The organism is Marvinbryantia sp., from assembly GCF_047017445.1.
In the GTDB taxonomy this organism is placed as follows: Bacteria; Bacillota; Clostridia; order Lachnospirales; family Lachnospiraceae; genus Marvinbryantia.
The window spans coordinates 223,906-249,855 of the sequence record NZ_JBKXTT010000005.1 but is presented as its reverse complement, the minus strand read 5'-3'; the positions used below and the strand labels follow the sequence as shown (position 1 = coordinate 249,855).

At 51.6% G+C, this 25,950-nt stretch carries 19 protein-coding genes, 2 tRNA genes and 1 pseudogene; 3 read left to right on the top strand and 19 right to left on the bottom strand.

The window, feature by feature from the left end; all coding sequences use genetic code 11:
- Positions 1-2: 2 nt before the first annotated feature.
- The 5 genes from ACLU9Q_RS07840 to ACLU9Q_RS07820 all read right to left on the bottom strand — a co-directional run bounded on the left by ACLU9Q_RS07840 (position 3) and on the right by ACLU9Q_RS07820 (position 7,138).
- Positions 3-680, bottom strand: a complete 678-nt coding sequence (locus ACLU9Q_RS07840; protein ID WP_296839954.1) for an alpha-E domain-containing protein — start codon at positions 678-680, stop codon at positions 3-5.
- Entirely contained in the window at positions 662-1,975 is a 1,314-nt protein-coding gene (locus ACLU9Q_RS07835) for a circularly permuted type 2 ATP-grasp protein (protein ID WP_296906478.1), read from the bottom strand. Before ACLU9Q_RS07835 ends, ACLU9Q_RS07840 begins: the two co-directional genes overlap by 19 nt.
- 152 nt (positions 1,976-2,127) lie before the next feature.
- Complete coding sequence (locus ACLU9Q_RS07830) at positions 2,128-3,528, bottom strand: PLP-dependent aminotransferase family protein (RefSeq protein ID WP_296906475.1); 1,401 nt, start codon at positions 3,526-3,528, stop codon at positions 2,128-2,130.
- A complete protein-coding gene (locus ACLU9Q_RS07825; RefSeq protein ID WP_296841006.1) occupies positions 3,525-5,204 on the bottom strand; it encodes a glutamine--tRNA ligase/YqeY domain fusion protein in 1,680 nt (559 codons plus the stop codon). The genes ACLU9Q_RS07830 and ACLU9Q_RS07825 overlap by 4 nt, the downstream gene beginning before the upstream one ends.
- 236 nt (positions 5,205-5,440) lie before the next feature.
- Positions 5,441-7,138 carry a glycoside hydrolase family 13 protein gene (locus tag ACLU9Q_RS07820; RefSeq protein ID WP_296841003.1) on the bottom strand — a complete coding sequence of 566 codons (1,698 nt, stop codon included), beginning with the start codon at positions 7,136-7,138 and terminating at the stop codon, positions 5,441-5,443.
- 117 nt (positions 7,139-7,255) lie between these two features.
- Between ACLU9Q_RS07820 and ACLU9Q_RS07815 the strand changes: the two are divergent.
- Positions 7,256-7,510, top strand: a pseudogene (locus ACLU9Q_RS07815) (AraC family ligand binding domain-containing protein); the annotation flags it as partial.
- 39 nt (positions 7,511-7,549) lie between these two features.
- On the opposite strand, the gene ACLU9Q_RS07810 reads toward ACLU9Q_RS07815, so the two are convergent.
- Positions 7,550-7,690: a hypothetical protein gene (locus ACLU9Q_RS07810; RefSeq protein ID WP_330490609.1), complete on the bottom strand. Its 141-nt coding sequence runs from the start codon at positions 7,688-7,690 to the stop codon at positions 7,550-7,552.
- On the opposite strand from ACLU9Q_RS07810, the gene ACLU9Q_RS07805 reads away from it, so the two are divergent.
- The gene (locus ACLU9Q_RS07805; RefSeq protein WP_334297259.1) at positions 7,649-8,122 is read left to right on the top strand and encodes an AraC family transcriptional regulator; all 474 of its coding nucleotides are present in this window, start codon (positions 7,649-7,651) and stop codon (positions 8,120-8,122) included. The two genes, ACLU9Q_RS07810 and ACLU9Q_RS07805, sit on opposite strands and share 42 nt — an antisense overlap.
- A gap of 38 nt (positions 8,123-8,160) precedes the next feature.
- Positions 8,161-9,171, top strand: coding sequence for a diacylglycerol/lipid kinase family protein (locus ACLU9Q_RS07800; RefSeq protein ID WP_296928361.1), 1,011 nt, complete (start codon positions 8,161-8,163; stop codon positions 9,169-9,171).
- 14 nt (positions 9,172-9,185) lie between these two features.
- Here ACLU9Q_RS07800 and ACLU9Q_RS07795 read toward each other — a convergent pair whose 3' ends face one another.
- The 13 genes from ACLU9Q_RS07795 to ACLU9Q_RS07735 form a co-directional block, all read right to left on the bottom strand.
- Complete coding sequence (locus tag ACLU9Q_RS07795; protein WP_302592068.1) at positions 9,186-10,199, bottom strand: glycosyltransferase family 2 protein; 1,014 nt, start codon at positions 10,197-10,199, stop codon at positions 9,186-9,188.
- A gap of 6 nt (positions 10,200-10,205) precedes the next feature.
- On the bottom strand, positions 10,206-11,294 hold the full coding sequence (gene mutY / locus ACLU9Q_RS07790) for an A/G-specific adenine glycosylase (protein WP_296840933.1): 1,089 nt from the start codon (positions 11,292-11,294) through the stop codon (positions 10,206-10,208).
- Positions 11,295-11,371: 77 nt separating this feature from the next.
- Positions 11,372-12,859: a L,D-transpeptidase family protein gene (locus ACLU9Q_RS07785; RefSeq protein ID WP_296906467.1), complete on the bottom strand. Its 1,488-nt coding sequence runs from the start codon at positions 12,857-12,859 to the stop codon at positions 11,372-11,374.
- Between the two features lie 217 nt (positions 12,860-13,076).
- Positions 13,077-13,847: an N-acetylmuramoyl-L-alanine amidase gene (locus ACLU9Q_RS07780; RefSeq protein ID WP_296906465.1), complete on the bottom strand. Its 771-nt coding sequence runs from the start codon at positions 13,845-13,847 to the stop codon at positions 13,077-13,079.
- A gap of 111 nt (positions 13,848-13,958) precedes the next feature.
- Positions 13,959-15,629: an amino acid ABC transporter ATP-binding/permease protein gene (locus tag ACLU9Q_RS07775; protein ID WP_296906462.1), complete on the bottom strand. Its 1,671-nt coding sequence runs from the start codon at positions 15,627-15,629 to the stop codon at positions 13,959-13,961.
- Positions 15,626-17,446, bottom strand: coding sequence for an ABC transporter ATP-binding protein/permease (locus tag ACLU9Q_RS07770; protein WP_296840448.1), 1,821 nt, complete (start codon positions 17,444-17,446; stop codon positions 15,626-15,628). The genes ACLU9Q_RS07775 and ACLU9Q_RS07770 overlap by 4 nt, the downstream gene beginning before the upstream one ends.
- Before the next feature lie 200 nt (positions 17,447-17,646).
- Positions 17,647-20,019: an HAD-IC family P-type ATPase gene (locus ACLU9Q_RS07765; protein WP_296840446.1), complete on the bottom strand. Its 2,373-nt coding sequence runs from the start codon at positions 20,017-20,019 to the stop codon at positions 17,647-17,649.
- A 17-nt stretch (positions 20,020-20,036) separates the two neighbouring features.
- Positions 20,037-21,437: an amidophosphoribosyltransferase gene (locus ACLU9Q_RS07760; RefSeq protein WP_412624922.1), complete on the bottom strand. Its 1,401-nt coding sequence runs from the start codon at positions 21,435-21,437 to the stop codon at positions 20,037-20,039.
- Positions 21,438-21,672: 235 nt separating this feature from the next.
- Positions 21,673-21,745 (bottom strand) — tRNA-Gly (locus tag ACLU9Q_RS07755).
- Positions 21,746-21,975: 230 nt separating this feature from the next.
- Positions 21,976-22,048: transfer RNA gene (locus ACLU9Q_RS07750), tRNA-Gly, on the bottom strand.
- 102 nt (positions 22,049-22,150) lie between these two features.
- The gene (locus ACLU9Q_RS07745; RefSeq protein ID WP_412624938.1) at positions 22,151-23,635 is read right to left on the bottom strand and encodes a methyltransferase domain-containing protein; all 1,485 of its coding nucleotides are present in this window, start codon (positions 23,633-23,635) and stop codon (positions 22,151-22,153) included.
- Positions 23,628-25,082, bottom strand: a complete 1,455-nt coding sequence (gene guaB, locus ACLU9Q_RS07740) for an IMP dehydrogenase (protein ID WP_296837073.1) — start codon at positions 25,080-25,082, stop codon at positions 23,628-23,630. The genes ACLU9Q_RS07745 and guaB overlap by 8 nt, the downstream gene beginning before the upstream one ends.
- Before the next feature lie 178 nt (positions 25,083-25,260).
- Positions 25,261-25,770: a DUF6106 family protein gene (locus ACLU9Q_RS07735; RefSeq protein WP_412624921.1), complete on the bottom strand. Its 510-nt coding sequence runs from the start codon at positions 25,768-25,770 to the stop codon at positions 25,261-25,263.
- Positions 25,771-25,950: the final 180 nt, after the last annotated feature.

Below are 25,950 nucleotides of genomic sequence, written 5' to 3'. Positions count from 1 at the left end.
ATTTATACTCCAACGGCGCTGCCAAGCAGCTCCAGCGCTTCCGTATACTGCGCCTTCCGCTTTTCGCCGTCCCGCGCAATATCTATGAAGGTGTCGAGATTCTCCCTGCTGAACGGCAGGCTGACGCGCTTTATCCGGTTGATCAGCTTGCTGTACTCCTTTTCCAGCATCGGAGCCGGGCTGTCAAAACGAAAGTAAAGATCCAGACGCTCCAGATATTTTCCGCACTTGATAACGTTTCTCGATTCCTCGTTCTCCACATAATCGTCCGCCGCGCCCCAGAACGCAAGCAGATAATCCGTCACCTTCTGCAGCTCCATGACCGGCGCCGGACGGTTCTTCGCGGCCTTTAAAACGTCAAGCGACATCTGGATGTAGGCAAGCACCTCGCTGCTCACCTCCTCGCGCAGAACAACTGCGTTGTCGAACGCGCGCATGAGATTGGCGTACATGGAATCCGGATTTTCCCTGTCGAACAGATACGACTGCGCAAACTGCTTCCGGTCCGTGTAAATGTCCGGGATCGCCAGTCTCCGGCAATATTCCCGGTAAACGTGCGCATCCTGATCGATCATAATGTCATAATATCTGTCAAACATGAGCAGAGTCGTGTAAACCCGCTCCGTATATCTGCCAAGCCAGAACAGATGGTTCATTTTTTCTAATGAGACAGTACCCATGTGTCTTTAAAGCCTCCTCCCTGCGATGAATTTACCACAAATGAATCCGGGTTGCGTGAAAATCTCGTCAGCCCGCTCGCCCATACTCTTGTCTTTTCTCCGGCAAGCACGAACGCGCGCAGATCCGCCTTGCGCTCCACGCGCTCATAGCCATCCATAATCTCCAGATCCAGAAAATCGATAACCTCCTGGGCGATAAACCGCCGCGACTGCGTGACGATCAGGCTGCGCATGTTTTCCAGCGCCTCTTTATCCAGATCCCTTCCGAATACCACGCCGTAGCCGCCCGCCTCCGAGACGTCCTTTATCACCAGTTTTTCCAGATTTTCCAGCACATAACGCCGGTCATCCTCATAGTAGGGAAGATAGGTCGGCGCATTTTTCAGGATCGGCGTCTCCTGCAGATAATACTCGATCATCTTCGGTACAAAATAGTAGATGCCCTTGTCGTCCGCCACCCCGTTGCCCGGCGCGTTGACGATCGCTACGTTGCCTGCCCGGTACGCCGACATCAGATTCGGAATGCCGATCAGCGATTCCGGCAGGAAGGTGCACGGATCCAGGTATTCATCGGAAATTCTCCGGTAGATCACGCCAACCTTCTGCTTATGCGTGCCATAATCCTTATAGTAGAGGCAGTTATCCTCCACGAACAGGTCGCTGCCGGTGGCAAGTACGCTGCCGGTGCGCTCCGCAAGGTAGGAATGCTCAAAATATGCTGCATTATAACGCCCCGGCGTCATGATCACGCGGATGCCGCCGCAGTTTACGTATTCCATCGTCTCCTTCAGAAGCTGCGCGTAATTGCGGTTGTCCACCACTCCGTTGTGCCGGAAGGTCTCCGGCGCCGCCCGCCTGCACAGCTCCCGTGCGATCAGTGGATAGGAGGCGCCCGACGGGATCCGCAGATTGTCCTCCAGAATGTACCAGCTTTTATCCTTCGCCTGCACCAGGTCGATCCCGGAAATGTGGCTGTAGATGCCCTTTGGCGGCAGCAGGTTTTCGCATTCCGGCAGATAGCCCTTTGAGGAAAACACAAACTCCTCCGGCACCACGCCGTCCTTTACGATCTGCTTCTTCCCGTAAATATCCTTCAAAAACAAATTTAAAGCATCCACACGCTGGACCAGCCCTTTTTCCATCACCTCAAACTCCGCTTTCGTGATCACCCGCGGAATCGCGTCAAACGGAAAAAGCTGCTCGTGGAACGTGTTGTTCTTATAGATGCCAAACTTCACGCCATAACGCGCGAGAAGCTGGTTAATCATATCCGTGCGCTCTATCAGATCTCTCATACTTTCACTCCCTTTTTTAATAAAAAAAGAGACCTTTGCAGTTTTCTGCAAAAGCCTCTTCGCCTTCTTCTATCTACTATACAGGAAAGATGTGCATTCGTCAATTTAAAAGATTTCATCACAATGATGCAAGTTTTACATAAAAGTGGTATTTACAGCAGCATATAAAGCTCTCCAAGAATTCTCGCCGCCTGGCGGATCTCGTCCTCATGCATAGTGGCATAGCCGAGGATCAGGGTCGTTTCCTTCGGTCTATGCCCTTCCACGCAATAAGCGGAAAGCCCATAGACGCGTACCCCCCGCTCTCTCGCCGCCTCCACCGCCGTGCGCTCGCTGATGCGCTCCGGCAGCGTAACAAGCAGGTGCGTGCCCGCATACTCGCCGGAAATATGAAAGATCTCCGGAAATTCCTTCAGAGCTTCTAAAAGCGCATCGTGACGCGTCCGGTAGAGGGCGCGCATTCTGTTTAAATGACGCTCATAGGCGCCGCTTTTGATAAATTCCGCCAGAATTTTCTGGTCCATGCGGGGCACCGTCGAAGAGAACCGACGTCCGCGCGCACGGTAGCGCTCCATCAGTTCCGGCGGCAGCACGAGAAAGCTGATACGGATCGCCGGCGCAATGGATTTGGAGAAGGTGCCGATATAGATCACCTTTCCGTTTTCATCCAGCCCCTGCAGCGCCGGAATCGGCTTGCCCTTGTAGCGGAATTCGCTGTCGTAATCGTCCTCGATCACATAGCGCCCTTCTTTTTCCGCCGCCCAGTTAAGAAGCTGCCGCCTGCGTCCGACAGGCATGACAATGCCGAGCGGAAACTGGTGCGAGGGCATCACATAAGCGGCCTGCGCGCCGCTTACGGCAAGTGATTCCACACGCATCCCGTATTCGTCGGTTTCCACCGCCGTCACCTGCCGCCCCAGCGTCTGAAAGATATCGTACGCTTTTTTGTAGGTCGGATTTTCCAGCGCGTAAGTACACTCTCCAAGAACCGCATTCAGCAGCATCAGAAGATAATCGTTTCCCGCCCCGATGATGATCTGCTCCGGCTGGCAGCGCACGCCGCGTGCCTGACGCACATAAGCGGCGATGGTCCGCCGCAGCTCCTCCTCACCCTCCGGCGCGCCGAGCAGAAAAAAGTCTTTATTATCCTGCATCAGAATATTTTTGGAAATCTTCCGCCAGGTGTTATGCGGAAAGCTTCCAAGATCAACGCCGGACGGCGAAAAATCATACCGCCATTTCTCCGCGCGCTCCTCCGAATGCTTCTGGGCAAAGCTCTCCTCCTGCGGCAGCCGGTACAGCCCCTCCAGGTCGTTGACGAAGTAGCCGCTGCCGGGCTGGTTGTCGATATAGCCCTCCGAGAGAAGCTGCTCGTAGGCAAGCGTCACTGTGCTGCGGCTCACCTCCAGATACTTCGCAAGCCCTCTGGTGGACGGCAGCCGCTCGCCGCAGGGCAGTCCCCCGCTCTGGATCTCCTGCCTGATATATTCATAAATCTGCTCATAAAGCGGTCTGGACGCTTTCGCGTCCAGACTGATGGTTAATTCATTCATGCTTTTGTCTCATCCTTCGGCAGACGGAAGGAACTCTTTAACGATACGATGCGGTTAAACACCAGCGCATCCGGCTTCGAATCGTGCGCATCCGCACAGAAGAAGCCCTGGCGGACAAACTGGAAGCTGTCATATGCTTTTGCCTGCGCCAGCTCCGGCTCAATGCAGCATTCCTTCAGCACCGTAAGCGAATTCGGGTTCACGTTGATGCTGCCGTCCTCGTTGTAGACGCCCTTTTCCTCATCAACAATATTTTCATACAGGCGCACCTCCGCCTTCACGGCTGTCGGCGCCGCCACCCAGTGGATCGTGCCCTTCACCTTGCGTCCGTCCGGGCTGTTGCCGCCCTTGGACGCCGGATCGTAGGTACAGTGGATTTCAGTGATCTTTCCGTTCTCATCCTTTACAAAGCTCTCGCATTTTACAAAGTAGGCGTTCATCAGACGCACCTCATTGCCCGGGAACAGACGGAAATATTTGCGCGGCGGAACCTCCATGAAGTCCTCACGCTCGATATAAAGCTCACGGCTAAACGGCACTCTGCGCGATCCAAGCTCCGGATTTTCCAGATTGTTGACAACCTCCAGATATTCCACCTGATCCTCCGGGTAGTTGTCGATGATCAGCTTCACCGGATCGAGCACTGCCATCATGCGCGCTCTCTTCAGCTTCAGATCCTCGCGGATGCAGTATTCAAGCATCGCGTAGTCCACAGAACTCTGGCTCTTGGAAATGCCGCACAGATCCACAAACATCTTGATGGATTCCGGCGTAAAGCCGCGGCGCCGCAGAGCCGCGATCGACACCAGGCGCGGATCGTCCCAGCCGTCCACGATGCCGTCCTCGACTAATTTTTTGATGTAACGTTTTCCGGTAACGACATTGGTGAGGTAGAGCTTTGCAAACTCAATCTGCTTCGGCGGCTTCTCATAACCGACCTCGCGCACCACCCAGTCATACAACGGGCGGTGATCCTCAAATTCCAGCGTGCAGATAGAATGTGTCACGCCCTCGATGGCATCCTCGATCGGATGCGCAAAATCGTACATCGGGTAGATACACCATTTGTCGCCGGTATTGTGGTGGCTCATGTGCGCTACACGATAAATGACCGGATCGCGCATGTTGATGTTCGGCGACGCCATATCGATCTTTGCGCGCAGCACCTTCTCGCCATCAGCATATTTTCCCTCACGCATCTCCTCGAAAAGACGCAGGTTCTCCTCGATGCTGCGATCACGGTAGGGACTGTTTTTGCCCGGCTCCGTGAGCGTGCCGCGGTACTGGCGGATTTCCTCCGCCGATAAATCGCAGACAAACGCCTTGCCCTTTTTGATGAGCAGCACTGCCGCCTCATACATCTGATCAAAATAGCTGGACGCGAAGAACAGGCGATCCTCCCAGTCGGCTCCCAGCCACGCCACGTCGGCTTTGATGGATTCTACAAATTCCATCTTTTCCTTCGTCGGATTCGTGTCGTCAAAGCGCAGGTTGAATTTTCCTCCGTACTGCTGTGCAATTCCGTAATTTAATAAAATGGATTTTGCGTGTCCGATGTGCAGGTAGCCGTTCGGCTCCGGCGGAAACCGCGTGCAGACCGTATCACATTTTCCCTCCGCAATGTCCTTATCAATTATCTGCTCGATAAAATTTCTGGAAACTGTCTCTTTTTCCATAACGCTCCTCCATCATTCTTCTTTCTCCGGGCTGATCTCCTCCAGACTGATTTCTGCGCCCGCATCTTTCATCGTAGTCCATCTGTCCGTGCAGGCGGAAATTTTTTTGCCCTGTTGCTCCATAGTAGCATAAAATTTCCGCAAATTCAATAGGAACAGTTCAGCCTTTCCCCGTCAGAGCGCTCATAATGTTACTGTTCACTCCGTTCGCAGTAACCTCATAGCTGATCCGTATTTTACCACTCTGCCACGGGTCTGTCCTGATACAAAACTGCCATACATTCATACGGCTCCAGCGTCATAGATTCCTGTACCCTGGCCCGGTTATAATTAGAAATCAGTATTTTCCCATTTCTTCCCCGCAAATTTTCCGGCACTTCATAAGATATCTTCTGCTCCGTAAAGCTGCAGATCACCAGGAGCTTCTGCTCTTCCAGGCTGCGGATATAAGAATATATTTCTTCGCTTTCCGGCAGCAGTAATTCATAATCTCCATACACAATGATATCGTACTGTTTGCGCAGCGCAATCAGCTTCTGGTAATAGTGAAATACCGAATCCGCTCTCTCCAGCTGTTCCTTCGCGTTAATTTCCTTATAATTCGGGTTTACCGCTATCCACGGGGTCCCTTTTGTAAATCCGGCATGTTCGCTGTCATCCCACTGCATCGGAGTGCGGGCATTATCTCTTCCTTTATAGCTTATATAGTCAAACATTTCTTCCGGTGAGATAATTCCCTTTTCTGTGAGTTCATGGTAGGCATTAATGCTTTCAATGTCCCGGAACTCATCCAGCGATGTAAATGGATAATTTGTCATTCCCAGCTCTTCTCCCTGGAAAATGTAGGGGGTTCCCTGCAGCATATGCAGGCATGTGCCCAGCATCTTTGCGGATATCTCGCGATACTCCTGAGTATCGTTTCCCATACGGGAAAGTATTCTCGGCTGGTCATGGTTGCACCAGTAGAGACTGTTCCACGCCTTTCCCTGGAGCTGTGTCTGCCATTTGCTCATAACCGCTTTAAGCTCTGACAGCTTTATCTTTTTGTGATTCCATTTAAAGCTTTCTCCGCCGTCAAGATCCATATGCTCAAACTGGAACACCATATTGAGTTCTTTTCCCGAAGAGGAAGCGTATTTTTTCGCCTCTTCTACCGTAACCCCGGAGCACTCTCCTACTGTGATAAGGTCATATTTGGATAAGACCTTCCTGTTCATCTCCTGCAAATACTCGTGTACTCTCGGTCCGTTTGCGCAATATGGTCCGAAATCTCCATATCCGCTTTTCCCCACCGTTCCATCCGGAAGCTCCGGCACCTTCGATATCAGGCTGATCACGTCCATCCGGAATCCGTCGATGCCCTTATCGCACCACCAGGTCATCATATCGAACACACTTTTTCTTACAGCCTCATTCTCCCAGTTAAGATCCGGCTGCTTTTGTGAAAACAGATGCAGATAATACTGGTCTGTCGCCCCGTCATATTTCCACGCCGAACCGCCAAAGCAGGACCCCCAGTTATTCGGTTCTTTTCCGTCCTTTCCTTCTCTCCATATATAAAAATCACGGTACGGATTATCTTTTGATTTCCGGCTTTCCACGAACCATGCATGTTCATCGGAGGTATGATTGACCACCAGATCCATCATTATCTTAATTCCGAGCTCATGTGCCCGTTCGAGCATACGGTCGTAGTCTTCCATCGTTCCGAATTCCTTCATAATCGCCTGGTAATCGCTGATATCATAGCCCATATCGTCATTGGGCGACTGGTACACCGGACTTAACCAGATTACGTCGATTCCCAGTTCCTTTAAATACCACAATTTTGACCGGATTCCGTTCAAATCGCCGATTCCATCCCCATTACTGTCGCAAAAGCTCCGCGGGTAAATCTGATATACAACACTGCTTTTCCACCACTTTTTTTCCATATTTTCTGCCCCCTTCTTGTTTTTCATTGTGTTTTTTAGTATAGTATAGAAAAAGCTTTCATGCTTGCATAATCTTACCAGATAATAACACTATTTTACGATTTGGAGTGAAACTGCATGATTCCGATTTACCATGAAAACAATACGCACGGCACAGCCGTTTTTCCCCTGCAGGTATATTCCCACCATGATAAGGATGGTTTCTTTTCCGTGTCACAGCATTGGCATGAGGAATTAGAGTGGATCTGTGCAGAGCACGGCGTGCTGAATCTGACCGTACGCGGCAGGTCTTTTACCCTGCACCCAGGCGAATTTTGTTTTATTAATTCCGGAGAATTGCATGAAATTAAATCCGGGGGACCCTCTCTGCATCACGCAATCGTTTTTAATCCGGACATTCTGGACTTTACATTATACGATATATGCCAGCATAATTTTATCCGCCCGGTCACCAGCGGTAATTTGATATTCCCCACGCTTCCCTCTGTATTTTCGCCGGAAGAATCCCAGATGATTCTGTTTCACATGCAGGAGATTATACGGCTCTATCACACGCTCCCCTCCTGTGCTTCTTTAAGCATCAAAATTCATATATTACAGATACTGGAATTGTTTTTTCAGGCAGACTGCTTTTTAGAAAATACCATATCTTCAAAAGAAAAGGATTCCCAGAATAAACTGAAGAAAGTGATAGAATATATACACGAAAACTATGCCGGACCGATATCTTTACCGGATCTGGCCAAAATATGTTTTATGAGTCCCAATTATTTCTGCCATTATTTTAAACAGGAAATCGGGAAACCACCTATTGCTTTTATCAATGAATACCGGATTCAAAAAGCCTGCCAGATACTCACGGATTCAGAATTGCCGGTCTCCCAGGTCGCGCTTTCCGTCGGATTTGATAATTTCAGTTACTTTATTCGTAAATTCCGGGAATACAAAAACGTAACCCCGACGGAATACCGTTCGCACCTGTAAATTCCACATCTTTGTTTACAATTTTCGGTATATCCTGTATGATTAAGAAAAAAGGTTCCCGCTTTGCGGGACTTTGCGCTGCAAAGGAGAACATCATGTACTGTTTCATCGTCAATCCGAACGCCTGCTCCGGCAAAGGGCGGAAAATCTGGGAACGGCTTGCCGGAATATTACGGCAGGAGCAGGTCGCCTACAAAGTATTTTTTACGAAGGGACCCGGCCACGCCACGCGCATCGCGGACATGCTCTGCGCAAAATATGCCCCGCAGGCGGCAGACACCCGCACGTCCGGCAGCCCCCTCTGCACCATCGTGGCGGTGGGCGGCGACGGCACGGCAAATGAGGTTATCAGCGGTCTGCACGATTATTCCGCTATCCGCTTCGGCTATATTCCCACCGGCTCCGGCAATGACCTCGCCAGAGGGCTCTCACTTCCGACAGACCCGGAGGCGGCGCTTGCAGCGATTCTGCACCCTTGTGCAATCCGCCGCATTCATTCCGGCTGTGTCCGTGTAAACGGAAAAGACCGCCATTTCGCTGTCAGCACCGGCATCGGCTTTGACGCGGCAGTTTGTCACGAGACCTTCCGCTCGAAAATAAAGCCTGTTTTAAACCGCGTCGGACTTGGAAAGCTCACCTATCTCGGCATCGCCCTGAAGCAGCTCCTCCTGCTGCGCCCGTTTTCTCTCACGCTGGTGCTGGATGACAAAGAGCCGGTCACCTTCCCGGCGGTTTATTTTGCCGCGGTCATGAATCTGAAATACGAGGGCGGCGGTTTTATGTTCTGCCCCAATGCCACGGCGGAGGACGACCTTCTCGATATCTGCCTCATTGAAAAAATGCCGAAGCTGAAGATTCTCCTCCTGCTCCCGACCGCCTTCAGCGGCAGACACGTGGGCTACAAGGGCGTACATATCCTGCGCTGCAAAAAGGCGAAGCTTTTCGCAGGCTCTGCGCAGGCGATCCACACGGATGGAGAGGCTGCCGCCGTTGAAGCTTCCATGGAGGTCTCCTTAAGCGAAGAAAAGCTGCCGTTTATCATCGGATAAGCGGCAGTTTCTTTTTAATTAAATCCATAAAACTTCTGCGTCAGCTTGTAGCCTGCCACCGATACGGATCGTCCTCCCTTTCCCGGAAGGTTGCACGCCCGTCCAAGCAGTCCGTGACGGATTTTCCAGTACAGCCCCATGTCCGCACTTTTCAGGTAGCGCCAGAGTTCCTGTTTTTTCTCGAAATTTTCATCCGTGCCGGATTTGAGCAGCAGCATGGAGGACACCGTCATAATAATATCCAGATAGCTCATCATGTATTTCCGGCAGTGCTTGTTCAGCCCCTTCAGATTCGCCATAATATCAATCATCATCTTGTTGACCTTAATCTGCTGGTCGATCCTGCCGATCATTACCTGCTCATTGACAGACTGATCCTCGCGCCCGATGAAATAATGATAAAGCTCCACGTCCATATAATACATTTTCTTTACAAACGGAAGCGGCTGGAATACAAACAGATTGTCCACATAGAAGGTGTGCTTCGGCAGCTCCAGCTTACACTCGCGCAGAAGCTTTGTGCGGTAAATAACGGAATGCATCAGAATATAATGTCCGGTGCGCACGCCTACCTCATCCCATCTGAATACGCGTCCCACCGGGAGCTGATGACGGTACTGCATGATTTTTTTGCGCTTTGCGCCCACCTTGTCATAGATGTAGTTGCAAATCATCATGTCGACCACATCGGGACCGCCGATCAGGCTCTTCAGCGTGGCGATCACCTTCGGATAAGCGTCCTTATCTACCCAGTCGTCACTGTCAACAACCTTAAAATAAAGCCCGGTGGCATTGCGCAGACCGGCATTCACCGCCTCGCCGTGACCGCCGTTCTCCTGGTGCACCGCCTTTACGATGGTCGGATATTTCGCGGCATATTCGTCCGCGATCTTCGCCGTGTCGTCCTTTGAACCGTCGTCCACAATAATGATCTCGACGTCCTCGCCGCCCGGAAGCAGCGATTCGATGCACTTTCTCATATAATTCTGCGAATTATAGCTTGGAATTGCAATGGATAGTATCTTCATAAACTTCTACTCTTCCTCCCTGTATTTCTCTTGTCCAAGTTTTATCTGCAGGTATTTCGTATACGCTGCAAATGCTGCCGGAATCGGATATTTCTCCTCCGTCTCCCGCGGCTCGACAAATAAATATTCCGTCTCCTTCTCCGGCTCCTCGATCGTGATCACGTAACCGGTCATGTGCCACTCCACATGACTGAAAATATGCTTCGCCCCCTCAAGCGGAAGGATACGGATCGGTGAAAAACGCTTTTTTTTCAATAGCTCCAGGACCTGCCCGTCACTTAACGCTCCCTCGACATTCGGAAGCTCATAAAGTCCCGCAAGCAGTCCCTTCGGCGGTCTTTTGTGGATTGCCACCCGTTCGCCGTCTTTGATGATAAGGACCGTGCGCTCCTGCACTCTGCGCGGTTTTGCCGCCGCTTTCTTCGGAAGAGAGCTGACAATTCCCCGCGCAAACGCCCTGCACTGATCGCGCAGCGGGCAGATATCGCATTTTGCCGGACCATTCGGCACGCAGACGATCGCTCCCAGCTCCATCAGCGCCTGATTAAACGCGCCCGCCCTGTCTTTCGGCATGATCGCTTTCAGATGGTTTTCCATCTCCTTTTTTACGGATGCCTTTAAAATATCCTTTTCACTGGCGGTAACTCTGGAAATCACGCGCAGCACATTCCCGTCGACCGCCGGAACCGGTATCTGAAAGGCGATCGAGGCAATCGCTCCCGCCGTGTAGCTGCCGATTCCCTTTAACTTTAGAAGCGCTTCGTAATCCGCCGGAAGCTCTCCGCCGTATTCCTCCATCACCGTCTGTGCTGCCTTCTGCATATTGCGGACGCGATTGTAATAGCCAAGCCCCTCCCAGAGCTTTAAAAGCCTTTCCTCCCCACACGCCGCAAGTGCGGCAACGTCCGGAAGTGCCTCCGTGAATCTCTGAAAAAACGGCTTTACCGCCTCCACGCGCGTCTGCTGCAGCATGATTTCCGACACCCATACATGATACGGTGTCGGAGAATCTCTCCAGGGCAGTACCCTTGCATTTGTGTCAAACCAGGCAAGCAGGGGCTGCACGATGCTCTCTAATTCTTTGTTTGTTTCCATATTTCCCTCAGCGTCCCAGGCAAAAGCACTCTGCAGATATTCCGCGCTGCGCTTTGCCCCGGTCGGTGCCGGACATCTCAGTAATAGCAGATGATCGGCATTCCCGCATATATATTTTCGTAAATTGTCTTTGCCGCCTCCAGCGGAAGGTTGATACAGCCATGCGAGCCGTCTGACTGGTTGATATTCCCGCCGAAGCTTCCGCGCCAGGTGGCGTCGTGCAGACCGATGCCGCCGTTGAACGGCATCCAGTAAGTAACCTCCGTCCGGTAGGTCTTTGCCTCATCCTCCAGCACCGACGGGGACTCCTTGTAATACAGAGTATAGGTGCCCGCCGGAGTAGTACGGTCTGACTGCATCATATCGCCGGATACGCAGTCCGTCGAGACGATCTCTTCACCATCAATGTACATCCAGACATGCTGGTTTCCAAGGTCGATTTCCACATAGTCATAGCCAAGATCGCTGTTCTCCCAGCTCACCGCTGTCTGTGCAAACACGGCATAGCGGTCTCCCTGGTATCCATTGCGGATACATTCCAGAAGCTCCGCCGTCTCGCCCTCCTGATCGATCACCCAGCCGTAGTAACCGCCGGATACCGTAACCGTTCTTCCATCGTGCGTCTTAAATTCACGCGGCTTGTCCGCCGTATCGTATTTCGATGCAAGCTGCGCAACAAACTCACGCACAGCATCCTCGTTTAAGTTTACGTCACCGCTGTTTTCGTCGTAAGAAATCCAGCCGCGCACTGTGTCACCGTTCAGCGCCTCTGTGTTATCTCCGAACAGATAAACGATACTTGTGCTGATGAGCGTATTCAGCTTCTCGCAGGTAGCGTTCAGCGTCTCATCCTCCTGCCGTTTCTGCGGCGTCTGGTAACAGTTCTTCTCCTCCAGCGATACCTTCGCATTTGCGAAATCAACCGCCTCACGGATCACGCGCGTTACCTTCTCGCTGTCCAGCCGGTTTCCTTCTGTTTCCGGGATAATCAGGTATTTCCCGTCCATAAAATCAATGTAGGCATCCTGCGGAGCCGTCACATTGCTTTCATCCAGACAGGCAAGCGCTTTTATCGCCTGCGTCAGCATTTCCTCATCATACTGCGCGCTGGAGTTGAAAGTATAAGATATCTCATTCCACAGGCACAGCGGCCACAAAAATATATTCTGACTCTGCTTGAATGCCTGCGTCTCTCCCTGCGACACATAATGATAGTTGATCTGCTCCGCTGTGATCGTCTCGCTGCTGCCGCCGCGTTCCGCAATTTCCAGCTTATAGGAGCCTATTTTTTCCGCAATGATATCTTCCACCTCATTGACCGTCATCTCCGACGCGTCAAAACCGTTGATCGTGGTATGCAGGAAAAAGCGGTCCTTAAAATGAACCACCCCTGCAATGTAAATGCCAAGAAGTACGAGAAATACCAGCCCCAGAAAAATAAGGAAAATGTTTCTCACCCGTTTTTTTACGGATTTCTTTTCTTCTCCGGCTTTTCCCTCCCGCTCTCTGCGGGGACGCCTGTCATTTCCCGATAACATTTTCTCTCTGTCGTCCTTTGTGCTCATTTCTTCCCCTCACCAATTCATGAAAACTGCGCCTTGTAAAGCTACTAAAAACCCTGTGAAGCTACCGGCAAGTGCACCTGACTGCGTGCAGGCACGCGCGGCTGCATTGCCGGCAGCTTCCCACGGCTTATTTCCTACTGGACATTTTAACACATGGATTTGTAATTTAAAACCCCCATCTTCTTTTTTAAATAAAGATATAATAAATTTTTAAGATTTAGGTTGTGATATATGTCTGGTAGCCGTTGCTGCGAAGAATTCCTTCCATGCGCGTTGCGTTGCCAAGATTTCGGAATGCACCAACCTGCACAAGATAGTATCCGTTTTTTTCGATAATAAATGCAGGATATCCCTCGCTTACTAATTTTTCAAGCTGCCGCTGCGCATTTTCCGGGTTGCGGAAAGCGCCGGTCTGCACCCGGTAATATGTCTGCTCTTCCGGAATATCGGCGGCGCTGCTGCTTTGCACGGTATCCAGGATTCCCTGCGCGATTCCCTGTGCAATACGGTCAAATTCCTCATCAAACAGGCGATTGTCTTCCTCGCTGTTGATAAAGCCTGCCTCCACCAGCACCGCCGGCATCCGGCTGCGCCGCAGAATGACAAGCCCCGGACGCTCCTTCACTCCAATATTGCGGAAACCGACTTCTTCCAGCTCACGGTTGATATTTTCCGCCATTTCCAGCTTTTCCCCCGCTTTGTTGTAAACAAGCGTTTCCACACCTGTGTACTGATTCGGAATCGGGCTGGAATTACGGTGCAGAGAGACCAGAAAATCCGCGCCCGACTCATTCGCCGCCGTCGCCTTCTGAAACGGCGTCTGATAGACGTCCTCCGTTCTGGTAAAGAATACCTCCTGGCCGTTCTGCTTTAAAATGTCTCCCACGGCAAGCGCAAGCCGCAGATTATCGTCCTTTTCCTGCCTTCCCTCAAACACCGCTCCCGGATCGCTTCCCCCGTGTCCTGCATCTATTGCGATTTTTGCCATAAAAATACCTCTTGCATATGCTGTTCTCTATAGCATATGCAAAATACAGCATTCTTTGAATGTTTTTTAAAAGAAAAAGAGCACGCGGCGAAGCCTCGTGCTCAGGTATCATCAGCTTTTTCTCCCTCCCGCTTTTGACAGCGCTTCCACAGAGTAAACCTTATCGGCGATCCGCATGGTCGACTGCCGGTGCGATACAAGCGCTACGGTTCTTCCCGCCTGCTCCTCACGCAGCGATTTTAAGATCACCGCCTCGTTGAGACTGTCGAGGTTGCTTGTCGGCTCATCGAGCAGCAGGAAGGGCGCGTCGTGCAGGAACGCCCGCGCAAGCCCCAGTCGCTGCCGCTCGCCGCCGGAAAGCGTATCGCCAAGCTCGCCCACCGGCGTATCGTAGCCCTGCGGCAGGCTCATGATAAAATCGTGCACGGAAGCCTTTTTGCACGCCGTCTCAATTTCCGCATCCGTGGCGTCCAGTTTTGCGATGCGCAGATTATTTTTGATGCTGTCGTGAAAAAGATGTGTCTCCTGCGTGACAAAGCCCTCCATCCTGCGCAGATTCGACGTGTTGATTTCAGATACCGGCGTTTCCGTTATACAAATATTTCCTTCCTGCACGTTCCAGAAACGCATAAACAATTTAAGAAGCGTAGACTTTCCGCTGCCGCTCTTTCCGGTGATGCCGATAATGCCCGGCTCCATCCGAAGCGACACATCCTCAAGGATCGTCTCTGCACCGTAGGAGAAGGTGACATGCGCCGCCTCCGCCCCGTCAAACACAACCTCCGGTCTTCCCGTCACTTCCTCCACCGCCGGAGTCTCCTCCAGAATATCGAGCACGCGGTTTCCGGCTGCAAAGGTATTCTGCAGCGTGCTCCCCAGGTTTGCCAGGGCAACTGCCGGACCAAAGGAAGAAAACAATGCCAGCGTCGGGATCAGCACGCCGTCAAAGCCGACTGCGCCGCGCTGGTACAAAGCTGCTGAAGCAAACAGCATACAGAGGTCAAACAGCAGGATCACGGTATTCGTGACAGCCATATTCCTTCCGGAGGTGCGCTTCATACGCTCTTCATCCTTTGCCAGCGCATCGGTCCGCCGGTTCATCTCCGCAAGGCGCGCTTCCCCCTGTCCGTACTGAAGCGTCTCCAAAAGCCCCCGCAGCCCATCCAGCACAAAGCTGCTCAGCTCCCCCGACTTCGTGCGGAACCGCATACCGTCCTCCCCGCTCAGACGCGAGGTGACAAGCGGGATCGCCACGCCGACCACCGCATACGCGAGCAGCGCAAGCAGTCCCAGCGCCGGATGAAAGCTTCCGATAAACAGGCACATCACGATCGTAAAAAGAAACGCGATCGCCGCCGGAGAAATGGTATGCGCATAGAACACCTCCAGAAGCTCAATATCCGAGGTGATCACCGAGATCAGATCGCCGCGGTCTCTCCCTTCCAGCTTTGCCGGGCAGAGCCTTCTCAGCGCCTGAAACACCTTGTCGCGAATCAGAGCCAGCAGCTTAAACGCGATATAGTGATTGCACGCCTGCTCCGCGTAGCGCAGAATTGCGCGCAGCAGCGCAAAAATAAGCAGGCAGGCGAAAATCATCCGAAGAGAATGTCCCGTATCAAACCGCAGGACATCCAACACTGCATAACCGCCAAGGATCGTGATAAAGGAGGCGCAAAGATGCCCGATCAGTCCCATGGTTATCGCCAGTATCATATAGCCTGTCAGTGGCTTTACAAGACCGATCAGTCTTGCCATCACCATAAATCCGCTTCTTCTTTTCATGCTCCCACAGTCTCCTTTCCGGCGTTTTTCTCTGAAGATGCTTTTGCCGCGGCTCCTCTCTGTGCACTTGCCTCCGCATAAGCATCCTTCCGTGAAATCCCATAATTCTCCAGATCCTGCTGCGCATTCCACAGCTCTGCATACACGCCGCCCCGCATAAGCAGCTCCTCATGACTGCCGCTCTCCTTCACGTATCCGTGCTCCATCACGTAAATATTGTCGGAGTCCGTTACATTCGCCAGCCGGTGCGAGATCAGGATCACCGTCTTATGCTTTGCCAGCAGGCAGATTTCCCGCATAATATCGTTCTCGCTCTCCACGTCAATATTGGAAGTCGCCTCGTCGAAAATATAGACCGGGCTGTCATGAAGCAGCGCCCGCGCCAGTGCAAGCCGCTGGCACTGACCGCCGGAAAGATTGGAGGCGCGCTCATTCAGCCGCGTATCCAGCCCGTTCTCGCTCTTTAAGAAATCCGCAAGCTTCACGCGCGCAAGCACCGCCCACAGCTCCTCATCCGCAGCGTCCGGTTTGCCCATAAGAAGGTTGTCCCGCACCGTCCCCTTAAATAAATAGCTCTGGTGACTGATATAAGTAACGTTTCTCATCAGATCAGCCTCGCGGATATTCCTCAGCTCTTTTCCGCCAAGCGTTACCGAACCTGTATACCCTCTGTTCCTTCCCATCAGGATTGCCGCAATCGTAGATTTTCCGCAGCCGCTCTCCCCGACGATGGAGGTAAAGCTGCCCTGCGGAAATTCCATGCTCACGCCGTGCAGGATTTCCCGATCCTCCTCATAGGAAAAATGAATATCCTCGCAGTTAATGGAGCATTCCTCCGGAAAAGCTTCTGTTCCCTTTTGCGTCTCCGGCAGATCCAGCAGCCGGAAAATTTTGTCGCTCGCCGCCATCCCGTTCATCGCGATATGGAAAAAGCTGCCGAGCTGCCGCATCGGGATAAAGAAATCCGCCGCAAGTAAAATGATCAGAATACAACCCCTCACCGAAACCGCGCCCGCCTGTAACTGCGTCACCGCCATGATCATTCCAAGCGCAGCCCCGCCGTAGGCAACCAGATCCATGATCGTGATGGAATTAAGCTGCATCGTCAGCACCTTCATGGTAATTTTGCGGAATTTCTCCGATTCGCGGTTCATCTCCTCATTCTTAAAATCATCCGCCTGATAAATCTTTAAGGTCGTCAGGCCCTGCAGATTTTCCAGAAAGGTATCGCCGAGCGCCGTGTACTGCCCCCAGTATTTCGAAAGCAGTTTTTTTGCCCAGGTCTGCACCGCCGCGATCGCGATCGGGATCAGCGGCACGCAGACGAGCAGCACAAGCGCCGACGGCACATTCACGAAGCACAGAACAAGAAACAGGGTCAGCGGAGCCAGCATCGCATAGAAAAACTGCGGAAGGTAGGCGCCAAAGTATGTCTCAAGCTGGTCGACCCCCTCGACTGCCATCTGCACCACCTCCGAGGTTTTCACCTGCTCCTGGTAGGAGGAGCCAAGCCGCAGAAGCTTTTCATAAATCTGCGCGCGCAGCGTCTGCTTTACAGCCCTGGAGGAAAGATAACCCATGCGGCTTGCAAAAACAGTACACACAAAGCGCACCAGCAGCGCAAAGGCCGCGGCGATCGCCGTCCGGAGAATGGTATTTCCATCCGCTGTTTTCGTAAACAGTGACGCCAATAATCCTGCGATAGCCGACATCATACCAATATTGGCGGCAAGGGAACACCACTGCAGCGCCACATTGCCCGCGACATATTTTTTGCTTTCCGGAACTGTTCCGATCAGCCGTTTGTTTATCATCATAATCCTGCACTCCGTTTCTGTTGTTCTTTATCCGGCTATTAGTAGTAGCTAACCGTTTGCCGCCAGAAAGCGGTTACCTGAATTAGTAACCGCTAACTTGTTTTAGTATACGAAAAAACAACGCATTTGTCAAAGGATTTTTTGTCGCCGTCATATGCCCGACTGCTCACAACGTTACACATAACGTTTTTACAGTCATTTCAAGCGACAGAAGGATCGGGAGCCTTTTTGAATTTCTGTTTTATTTTGTTTATGATATCGTAGCACCAGTAGATAGCCTTTGTGAAGCCAATATCCAGCATGATCGCCATACAGGTCATCGGGATCAGCAGAAGACTCTGCCACCGCAGCAGCGGATACACGCCTAAAAAGCCCGGTGCGATCAGTACTCCGGCAATAAATACGACCGGAAGCACCGTGCACAGCAGCCTGTGAAAATGATTCATCGGCTGGCAGACGCGGTAGACAACGATCATGCTGACGAAACCGCCAAGCACCAGATTGTACGTAGAACTCATCATCTCGTCCCCGTTCCAGAAGCCGGACATCAACTGCGTCATGACGATCGTGATCACCATCGTGAGCGCCGCCGGAAGCGATACGCGCAGTACCTGCCGCAAAAATCCGCGGGATACCGCCTGCTGGTTCTGTTCCAGCGTCAAAAGGAAGCTGGGCACGCCGATCGCGGTTCCGCTGATCCAAGAAAGCTGGATCGGAATAAACGGATACGGCTGCTGCAGAAAAATGAAGATCACGCAGAGCAGGATCGAATAAATCGTTTTCGTAAGGTAAAGGGCGCTTACGCGCTCGATATTGCTGATGATCGTGCGCCCCTCGCCGACAATGTTCACCATGGATGCAAAATTGGAATCCAGCAGGACAATATGCGCCACCTGCTTTGCCGCGTCGCTTCCCGCCGCCATCGCAATGCCGCAGTCAGCATCCTTGAGCGCAAGCACGTCGTTCACGCCGTCTCCCACCATGCCGACCACATTTTTATTGGCCTGGAATGCCTTAATGATATTCTGCTTCTGCTCCGGCTTAACCCTGCCGAACACAGTATATTTTTCCACTTCTATACACAGCTCGCCAAACTCCTCCGGCAGATTGCGCGCGTCGATGTAGCGCTCACCGCCCTCCAGACCGGCTTTCACCGCAATGTTTGACACAGTCACCGGATTGTCGCCGGAAATGACCTTGATCGCCACCTCCTGCTTTTTAAAATACGCGAAGGTGTCGGCAGCCTCCGGGCGGATCTGGTCGGAAATGATGATCAGCCCGAGCGGGGCAATATTTTCCGCCGCAGCTTCCTCCCCATTGATCTCGCAGGTGCCAAGCAGCAATACACGCAGCCCCTGCGCCGAATACTGATTAACCTTCTCAAGAAGCTGGATGTTATCGCTCTGCAGAAACTCCGGCGCGCCAAGAACAAACGCCCCCTGCTCCTCGAATCCGGCAGCGCGGTATTTCCTGTCGGACGAGAACGGGATCTTCTGCGATACCTTCCACTCCTTCGACTGCGGGAAACGCTTTTTCAGCGCCTCCTGCGTGCTGTTTACATCATCAAAGATATAGGAGAACTCTCCCATAATTTTTTCTATGCGCTCCTGCGCGACACCTTCCTGCGGCACGACCTCCACCACATCCAGATCGCCGGTCGTGATGGTTCCCGTCTTGTCCAGGCAAAGAACGTTGACGCGCGCCAGCGACTCGATGGATTCCATCTCCTGCACAAGTGCCTTTTTCTGCGCCAGCCGCCCGACGCCGAGCACAAAAGAAATACTGGTGAGAAGCACCAGCCCCTCCGGGATCATACCGATCACCCCTGCAACGGTGTTTACCACCGCGTCCGCCGTCGTGATTCCCTCCACGCTGCTTTGCGAGAGGTACAGCAGAATGCCGACAGGGATCAGCAGAACGCCGTCGATCTTGATGATCTTCTTGATCGTCTCCTGCATCTCCGAGGACGCGCGCTTTTTGATACGCGCCTTCTTCGCGAGCGAAACCGCATAATTGTCTTCACCGACGTGAAAAACCTTGGCGACACCGCTGCCGGCAACCAGATAGCTGCCCGACATCAGCGTATCCCCCGGCTTCTTTTTCACCGGCTTCGACTCTCCCGTCAGCATGGATTCGTTTACTTCTATGCCGTCCGACTCCAGCACCGTGCAGTCCGCGCAGATCTGATTGCCGTTTTCCACTACAATGATGTCGTCCATCACGACATCCTCCACGGCAACCTTCTGCAGCTCCCCGTCACGGATAACGTCGGTCTGCGTCACGGTCATCACCGATATCTTATCGATCAGCTTTTTCACGCGGAATTCCTGCACGATGCCGATCAGCGTATTGATAAGGATGATGCCCATAAAGGTCATATTTTTAAACTGTCCCGTGCCGGCAACCAAAATTGCCAGAAACAGGTTTAAAAAGTTAAAATATGTCAGTGTGTGTTCCTTAATGATATCCTTCTTCGATTTCGAAGCGCTGGTATCCGTCTTGTTGGAACGCCCAAGCGACACACGGTCCTCCACCTCCGCGACGGAAAGCCCGTGATAATTCCATTTGTTCATTTTCTACCTCAATTCATTTACTCTTTTCCGTTCCAGCAATATGTGCAGAGCTTCGACGCGTCAATGCCGACCGATCTGATCATATCGTCCAGACGGTGATAGCGCAGGGAGGAGAAATTCATCTCGCGTCCGATTTCCTCCACCATTTTCTGATAGCGCTCGGAATCCGGGTTTGAGTATTCCTGCAGATGCTTCTTTGCCTCGTCCCCCTCAAACCGCTTCATCACCCGACGGGTGATCAGATCCATCTCCGACGTGGAGCGGGAAAAATTCAAAAACTTACAGCCATAAATCAGCGGCGGGCATGCCGGGCGGATATGCACCTCTTTTGCCCCGCTGTGATAGAGAAATTCCGTCGTCTCACGAAGCTGCGTGCCGCGCACGATGGAATCATCGATCAGCAGAAGCCGTTTCCCTTTGATTAAATCATGCACCGGGATCAGCTTCATCTTTGCGATCCGGTTTCTCTGGCTCTGCATCGTCGGCATAAAGGAGCGCGGCCAGGTCGGTGTATACTTGATAAACGGTCTGGAAAACGGGATTCCTGACTTGTTTGCATATCCGATCGCGTGCGGCGTTCCAGAATCCGGCACACCCGCCACGGTATCCGGGCGCACATTGTCGCGCTCCGCCAGCAGCTCGCCGCAGCGGTAACGCATCTGTTCCACGCTGATGCCCTCGTAGGATGAGGACGGATAGCCGTAATATACCCAGAGGAAGGTACAGATCTTCATTTCCTTTCCGGGCTGCACAAGCGTCACTACCGCCTCCGGCGTCATGACGGCGATCTCTCCCGGTCCCAGCTCACGGTAATCGTCGTAGCCGAGATTTAAGTATGCAAAGCTCTCAAAGGAAGCGCAGAAAGCGCCCTCTTTCTTTCCGATCACCACCGGCGTCCTGCCCAGACGATCCCTGGCAATATAAACGCCCTTCGGCGTCAGCACCGTCAGCGTCATAGAGCCATCGATCTTTTCCTGCGCGTACTGGATGCCCTCCACGATATTTTCCTTCTGATTAATAAGCGTAGCGACCAGCTCGGTTGCATTGATCTCCCCGCTCGTCATCTCCATGAAATGCGTGTGCCGGGACAGAAGCTCGTTTGTGAGTTCTTCCATATTATTAATCTTGCCTACCGTAGAGATCACGTAAGTGCCGTGATGGGAACGGATCAACAGCGGCTGCGGCTCATAGTCCGAGATACAGCCGATCCCCATATATCCCTTCATTTCATTTGCGTCTTTTTCGAACTTCGTACGGAAAGGAGAATTTTCGATATTATGAATTGCCCGGTCGAAACCATCCTTTCCGTAAACAGCCATACCGCCGCGCCGCGTGCCGAGATGAGAATGGTAATCCACGCCGAAAAACAAATCAAATACACAATCCTCTTTTGAAGCCACTGCAAAAAATCCGCCCATTTTATCTTCCTCCAGTTAATGTATGTTCAATGTCTGTGCTCCTGCACTTGCAGTCATATACCAATATACCAATATCTGAGAAAATGTACAAGGAAAAAAATATTAAAAAATAATGATATCTGAAAATACCTTTCTAAACGTTACGCCTCACAGCCCTCCGTCCATATACGCAGTCCGGAGCAGTCAAAATTGTTTGAGATAACAAAAAAATCCAGTATTTAACTGGATTTTTCAGAGCGCGAGACGGGACTCGAACCCGCGGCCTCGACCTTGGCAAGGTCGCGCTCCACCAACTGAGCCACTCGCGCATATTGTCGACCTCATTTCTTTTTGTTCCCGCCAACAGTGAATACTATACTATATCTTTTGAAGTTTGTCAACACAAAAATGAAACATTTTTTCCAAAATTTTTCCGAAATTTTTTCTTCACTTCCATTTTTCTGATTACCTCATCATTTAAGACAACTAAAAAACGTCCACTGGACGTTTTTGTCGTATGCAAGGCAACAAAAAATCCAGTATTTAACTGGATTTTCAGAGCGCGAGACGGGACTCGAACCCGCGGCCTCGACCTTGGCAAGGTCGCGCTCCACCAACTGAGCCACTCGCGCATATTGTCGACTTCGTTTCATTATCCTGTTTCTGTCGACAATCAATACTATACTACATGCATCCGAATTTGTCAACACTATTTTTGAAGTTTTTCTATTTTTCTATTTTAATCGGAATACTACTACAAAACTTCCCTCCCGCTCATTGATGCAGAACGTTTTTTTGATGTAGTAGCGTCCATGCTCTTCGAGACTGTGTTTCAGAATCCCATAGTCGGGCGTATATGCCACAATGGTTGCGCCGCTTCTCGCCACCCGCGGAATATATTCAAGAAAACGGTCATAGAGCGCCGCAACGCTCTCAACATTCCGCAGCCTGCTGGCTGCCGGAAGATTTGTCACAATCTCATCAAACGGCTTCTCATGTGTGAAATCAACAAAATCCCGATGAATATAATCGGACCGCACATGTGCAAGAGAACTGTTTTTGCGCGCTTTGCGCACAGCTTCCTCCATGATATCCACACCGTACAGCGCACTCGGCGTTGCCACCTGCCTGCGCTCGATCAGCATCGTTCCGACGCCGCAGAATGGGTCCAGCACACGCGCGCCCTCCCGCAGATAGTCCTTCACAAGATACATGATCAGCGCCGCGTTCACCGGAGCGATGGATACCGGAAGCGATTCCACGCGATAGGAAAACCGTCTGTCTTTTATCGTAAACAGCTTGAGCAGCGGAATAAAACGCCCTTCCCGGTTACCCACCAGACGCAGCTCTATCTCATAACCTCCCGGCGCATTTAAAAGCTGACGATCACTCTCTTTTTCCAACGCACGCGCCAGCTTTTTCACCAGATCCACCTTCTGCTCAGGTACCATCTGCGCGCGCACCTCCAGGCGGAAATAAAACGGCTGATCCTCCTTATGACATTTTTTCAGAAACGGAAGCATCTGCGAATGCGCAAGCTGCTCCGCCATATTCTGGGGACTTCCTTCCAGAAGCTCAAGCCCCGGAATCGGGAACAGCATTTCTGTGTAAGTACGGATAGGCTGCACACGCTCCAGATTATCGGTCACAAAACGCACGCCGCCGGCCAGCAGACGCACCTTTTCCGGCCGATAGAGCTGTTCCGCCGTCGCCTCGCGATGTTCCCGGTTCACGAGCAGAATGACTTCCAGCCGCTCATGCCAGGCAGTAAAGGTATGCTTCCGGATTTTTTCCGTCTTTACAAGGACAGTCTTCAGCGCCGTCTGCTCACAGTAGACATGCTTTTCCTCCTCCGGCGTCACCGCGATACGGTCAAGCTCCTCCATGCGCGCCTTTATAGCCTCAAGATAAGGCGTACAGTCATATTGTGAGAGCGCCTTTAAATAATCTGCGCGGATGTAAAGAATCTCCTCCCGCTGATATGCTTCCCAGAGGACAGGCTTTAAGGATTCCTCTCCCAATTCTCCCATCACCAGCGCCACATTCTTTCGCACCTTGGGATCCTCATGCTTCAAAAGCTCCGTGAACACAGAGAAATCCCCTGCAAGCTCTTTTGCAAGGGTTTTCCCACTGTGTGTTTTCCGTATCTCTTCTTTTAATCCGAGCGCGGACTCGCGAAGATCTACGCCTTTTTTTAAATTGTCCAGATATTTATTCATCAACACTGTAATTCGGTGCCTCTTTCGTTATATGAATATCGTGCGGATGAGACTCTTTAAGAGCAGCCGCCGAGATCTTTACAAATCTTCCGTTCTGCTTCAGATCCTCGATTGTCGGCGCACCGCAGTATCCCATACCGGAACGCAGACCGCCCATAAGCTGGAACACGGTATCTTCCACGCTGCCCTTGTATGCTACACGTCCCTCTACGCCTTCCGGTACAAGTTTCTTTGCGTTTGACTGGAAGTAACGGTCTTTGCTTCCGTTTTCCATCGCCGCAATGGAACCCATGCCGCGGTATACCTTATATTTTCTTCCCTGATAAAGCTCAAAGGTTCCCGGGCTCTCGTCGCAGCCTGCAAACATGCTTCCCAACATGCAGACATTCGCGCCTGCCGCAATCGCCTTTGTGATATCGCCGGAGTATTTAATGCCGCCGTCCGCAATGATGGGGATGCCGCTCTCCTTTGCTGCCTCGTAGCAATCCATAACCGCCGTGATCTGCGGAACGCCGATACCGGCAACAATACGGGTGGTACAGATGGAACCCGGTCCGATGCCGACCTTCACTGCATCCACGCCGGCCTCGATCAGCGCCTTCGTGCCCTCTGCCGTCGCAACATTTCCTGCGATCAGCTGCAGATCCGGGTATGCCTCCTTGATCATCTTTACACATCTGATAACATTCATGGAATGTCCATGCGCAGAATCCAGTACAACGACATCGACGTGTGCCTTCACAAGCTCTTCCACGCGCTCCAGGCAGTTTGCCGTGATACCGATCGCTGCGCCGCAGAGAAGACGTCCCTGCGCATCCTTCGCAGAGTTCGGATACTTGATCTGCTTTTCGATATCCTTAATAGTAATGAGCCCTTTTAAATTGTAGTCGTCATCAACGATCGGCAGCTTTTCCTTGCGCGCTTTGCCAAGGATCTTTTTCGCTTCCTCCAGCGTGATGCCGACCTTCGCTGTAACCAGCCCCTCGGAGGTCATGCTGTCTTTAATTTTCTTTGTATAGTCTTCTTCGAATTTTAAATCACGATTTGTAATGATTCCTACCAGTTTTCCGTTTTCTGTGATCGGTACTCCTGAGATTCTGAATTTTGCCATCAAATCGTTGGCATCCGCCAGCGTATTTTCCGGTGAAAGATAAAATGGATCTGAGATAACACCATTTTCTGAACGCTTTACTTTGTCTACTTCCTCTGCCTGCGCTTCAATAGACATGTTTTTGTGGATGATCCCGATTCCACCCTGTCTCGCCATCGCGATCGCCATTCTGTGCTCTGTAACGGTGTCCATTCCGGCGCTCATCATCGGAATATTCAGCTTGATCTTCTTTGTCAGATACGTGGTAAGATCAACCTGGTTTCCGATCACCTCGGAGTATGCCGGCACCAGAAGCACGTCGTCAAATGTAATTCCCTCACCTATGATACGGCCCATTTCCTATTCCTCTCTTTCTTGTATTTCCCGATATTCTATCAAATATCATTTCGGCTGTCAACTGTCAGAGACACTTTTTTCCGCCCCTTAAAGCATTCTTTTTTACCCACACATTTGTCCGTCTTTTAAAGACATTTTGCGCAGATCCCGCACCTTTTCAGATCTTTTGCGCCTGCCGTTAATACAGGTTTACCTCGCGCGGCGCCACGCGCTTCATATCCTTCAGAATCACCTCGTTCGGCTCGAAGATCACGCGCTCCAGCCCTTTCTCTCCCTTGACGATCATCGTGTAGGATTTGTTCTGCTCATCACGCGAGGAAAAATCGAGTGTTTTTAAATCCTGACGGCGATTGTAGGAATCCAGCGCGTGAGAATTTGTGGGCGCCAGAAGCTCCAGATTTTTGATATCGACGCTGTACACGCGCTTTCTCTTCTGCTTTGACATGATCTTGTCGATATCCAGCTCACCATTTACATACAGATACTCAAATTCCACATCAAATGTCGGGATAAGGAAAAAGTCCGCGATGCCGAGCGCGACCGCCACGATAAAAGCAATCAGTCCGAGCGTCGTGAACAGCGCTGCCAGCACTGCGAGAACCGTCGCTGCGATCAGCAGAGCTTTCAGGATGGTGTCCTTTGGTGTCTTCTTCCTCTTTACAATAATTTCCGTATACAAATCACTCATATCCGAGTCCTCCTTTTTCGAATAGTATATCATATACAAAGGACACTTGCAAAAGAAAATTGCAAGTGTCCTGATATTGTAATTAAAATTTTGTGCCTGCAAGCAGCCAGCGGATTTGTACGCCTCACTCCGCCGTGCAGACTCGGAAACTTCGTTTCCTCGTTATCCGTTGCACTCATA

Bases quoted from the DNA above. Each gene is read 5' to 3' on its own strand.
- ACLU9Q_RS07820 (WP_296841003.1), bottom strand. From the start codon at position 7,138: ATGGAAAAAAAGTGGTGGAAAAGCAGTGTTGTATATCAGATTTACCCG.
- ACLU9Q_RS07825 (WP_296841006.1), bottom strand. From the start codon at position 5,204: ATGGAAAAAGAGACAGTTTCCAGAAATTTTATCGAGCAGATAATTGAT.
- ACLU9Q_RS07775 (WP_296906462.1), bottom strand. From the start codon at position 15,629: ATGAAAAGAAGAAGCGGATTTATGGTGATGGCAAGACTGATCGGTCTT.
- ACLU9Q_RS07785 (WP_296906467.1), bottom strand. From the start codon at position 12,859: ATGAGCACAAAGGACGACAGAGAGAAAATGTTATCGGGAAATGACAGG.
- ACLU9Q_RS07835 (WP_296906478.1), bottom strand. From the start codon at position 1,975: ATGAGAGATCTGATAGAGCGCACGGATATGATTAACCAGCTTCTCGCG.
- mutY (WP_296840933.1), bottom strand. From the start codon at position 11,294: ATGGAAACAAACAAAGAATTAGAGAGCATCGTGCAGCCCCTGCTTGCC.
- ACLU9Q_RS07840 (WP_296839954.1), bottom strand. From the start codon at position 680: ATGGGTACTGTCTCATTAGAAAAAATGAACCATCTGTTCTGGCTTGGC.
- ACLU9Q_RS07765 (WP_296840446.1), bottom strand. From the start codon at position 20,019: ATGAACAAATGGAATTATCACGGGCTTTCCGTCGCGGAGGTGGAGGAC.
- ACLU9Q_RS07745 (WP_412624938.1), bottom strand. From the start codon at position 23,635: ATGAATAAATATCTGGACAATTTAAAAAAAGGCGTAGATCTTCGCGAG.
- ACLU9Q_RS07760 (WP_412624922.1), bottom strand. From the start codon at position 21,437: ATGGGCGGATTTTTTGCAGTGGCTTCAAAAGAGGATTGTGTATTTGAT.
- ACLU9Q_RS07805 (WP_334297259.1), top strand. From the start codon at position 7,649: ATGATTCTGTTTCACATGCAGGAGATTATACGGCTCTATCACACGCTC.
- ACLU9Q_RS07780 (WP_296906465.1), bottom strand. From the start codon at position 13,847: ATGGCAAAAATCGCAATAGATGCAGGACACGGGGGAAGCGATCCGGGA.
- ACLU9Q_RS07770 (WP_296840448.1), bottom strand. From the start codon at position 17,446: ATGATGATAAACAAACGGCTGATCGGAACAGTTCCGGAAAGCAAAAAA.
- ACLU9Q_RS07800 (WP_296928361.1), top strand. From the start codon at position 8,161: ATGATTAAGAAAAAAGGTTCCCGCTTTGCGGGACTTTGCGCTGCAAAG.
- ACLU9Q_RS07830 (WP_296906475.1), bottom strand. From the start codon at position 3,528: ATGAATGAATTAACCATCAGTCTGGACGCGAAAGCGTCCAGACCGCTT.
- ACLU9Q_RS07795 (WP_302592068.1), bottom strand. From the start codon at position 10,199: ATGAAGATACTATCCATTGCAATTCCAAGCTATAATTCGCAGAATTAT.
- ACLU9Q_RS07735 (WP_412624921.1), bottom strand. From the start codon at position 25,770: ATGAGTGATTTGTATACGGAAATTATTGTAAAGAGGAAGAAGACACCA.
- guaB (WP_296837073.1), bottom strand. From the start codon at position 25,082: ATGGGCCGTATCATAGGTGAGGGAATTACATTTGACGACGTGCTTCTG.